The following is a 1,691-nucleotide window of genomic DNA, read 5'->3' as shown; positions in this document are numbered from 1 at the left end:
TTGGCTGGCGAAGGGAAGGTCGAATTTCTCCCCCAGGCCGACCATGCGCGCCACCGGCGCGACCTGATCATAGCCCAGCCGCCGGACCATCTCATAGAAATAGATGTCGCAGCTCTGCATGATCGCGTGCTTCAGATCGAGCGCGCCGTGGCCCCGCCGCTTGTGGCAATGGAACACGCCGTTGCCGACGCGCAGCGCGCCGGTGCAGACGATGCGGTCGCTGGGCGAGATCCCGGCCTTGAGCAGCGCCAGCCCGTTCATCGGCTTGACCGTCGATCCGGGCGGATAGAGGCCCTGCGTCACCTTGTTCATCAGCGGAACATGGTCGTCCTTCGACAGCATCTCCCACTCGCTGTGGCTGATTCCGTCGGAGAAGCTGTTGGGATCGTAGGCGGGCATCGACACCATCGCCAGCATCTCACCGGTCAGGCAATCGAACACCACCGCCGACCCCGAATTGGTGCCCAGCCGGCGCGCGGCATATTCCTGAAGGCCGGCATCGATGGTCAGGCGAATGGTCTTGCCCGGAACGTCGCCGCGCGTCGCCAGTTCGCGCACGATCTTGCCGCGCGCGGTGACTTCGACCCGCTTGGCGCCGGGCTTGCCGCGCAATTGCTTGTCGAGCGTCTTTTCCAGCCCGTCCTTGCCCAGCTTGAAGCCGGGGGTGACCAACAGCGGATCGCGGCTTTCCTTGAACTGTTCGGCAGAGGCGGCGCCGACATAGCCGGTCAGATGCCCCACCGCCGCTCCCAGCGGGTAGTTGCGTGAAAAGCCGCGCGTCGGCGCGACGCCGGGCAGGTCGGGCAGGCGGACGCTGACCGCCGCGAAATGCTCCCAGTCCAGATTCTCGGCGATCTGGACCGGCCGCAGCCCCGCCGATCGCTTCAGCTCGGCATTGATGCGATCGACCTCCTCGGCGGGGAGGCTGAGCAGCTGGGCGAGCGTCTGGACGACGCGGTCCTTGTCCTCGAGCCGTTCGGGGATGATGTCGACGCGGAAATCGGTGCGGTTGTTGGCGATCGGCGCGCCCCGGCGATCGACGATCCATCCGCGCCGCGGCGGCACCAGCGTGAGGTTGACCCGGTTGCTTTCGGACAGGTTCGAGTAACGCTCGTTCTCCGCGACCGCCAGCCACGTCATCCGCCCGGCCAGCAGCACGCCGACGCCGATCTGCGCGCCCGACAGCACCATCGCGCGGCGGGAGAAGCTGAACGCCTGGCTGGCCTCGGTGACGATGCGGGTCGGGCCGCTCATTGGAAGCGCGGCTGCCTACGCTGGTCGATCCGCGCGCAGACATAGGCCGCGAGCGGATAGAGGGCGCACGATGCCAGAATCTGCAACAGCAGCGCGGTGTCGACATGGGCGGCGATGGGGGAGGCGACCAGCCGGGACGCGATAAGGCAGAAGGCGACGCCGCCCCCCGCGATCAGCCAATCCTGCCAGAAATCGCGCCATACCAACCGCGTGTCTAGCACGTCGATCGCCAGCACGCACAGAGTCCAGAACGCCATCGCCGATCCCAGCGGCTGGCCGCTGACCAGATCGTCGAATAGCCCCAACGGCACCGCCGCCCAGCTGGCGAACAATTCGGGGCGCCGCAGCCGCCACGCCAGAAGCATCAACAGCCCGCACGGCGGCAGGAAGGCGACCGTCGCGACCAGCGGCAGCAGCGTGACCAGCGATCCCGCCAT

General features: G+C 67.4%; 2 protein-coding genes. Both read right to left on the bottom strand.

The annotated features are described in order from the left end of the window. Positions 1–1,254, bottom strand: a 1,254-nt coding sequence (gene mrdA / locus VNR91_RS12470; RefSeq protein ID WP_325491100.1) for a penicillin-binding protein 2, incomplete at its 3' end; no start/stop codon positions are given. Continuing rightward, positions 1,251–1,691, bottom strand: a 441-nt coding sequence (locus tag VNR91_RS12465; protein WP_325491099.1) for a rod shape-determining protein MreD, incomplete at its 5' end; no start/stop codon positions are given. The genes mrdA and VNR91_RS12465, both read right to left, overlap by 4 nt.

The organism is Sphingomonas sp. (assembly GCF_035555815.1).
In the GTDB taxonomy this organism is placed as follows: domain Bacteria; phylum Pseudomonadota; class Alphaproteobacteria; order Sphingomonadales; family Sphingomonadaceae; genus Sphingomonas.
Note: the sequence above shows the minus strand (reverse complement) of the source record. Positions and strands in the feature narration are given on the sequence as shown.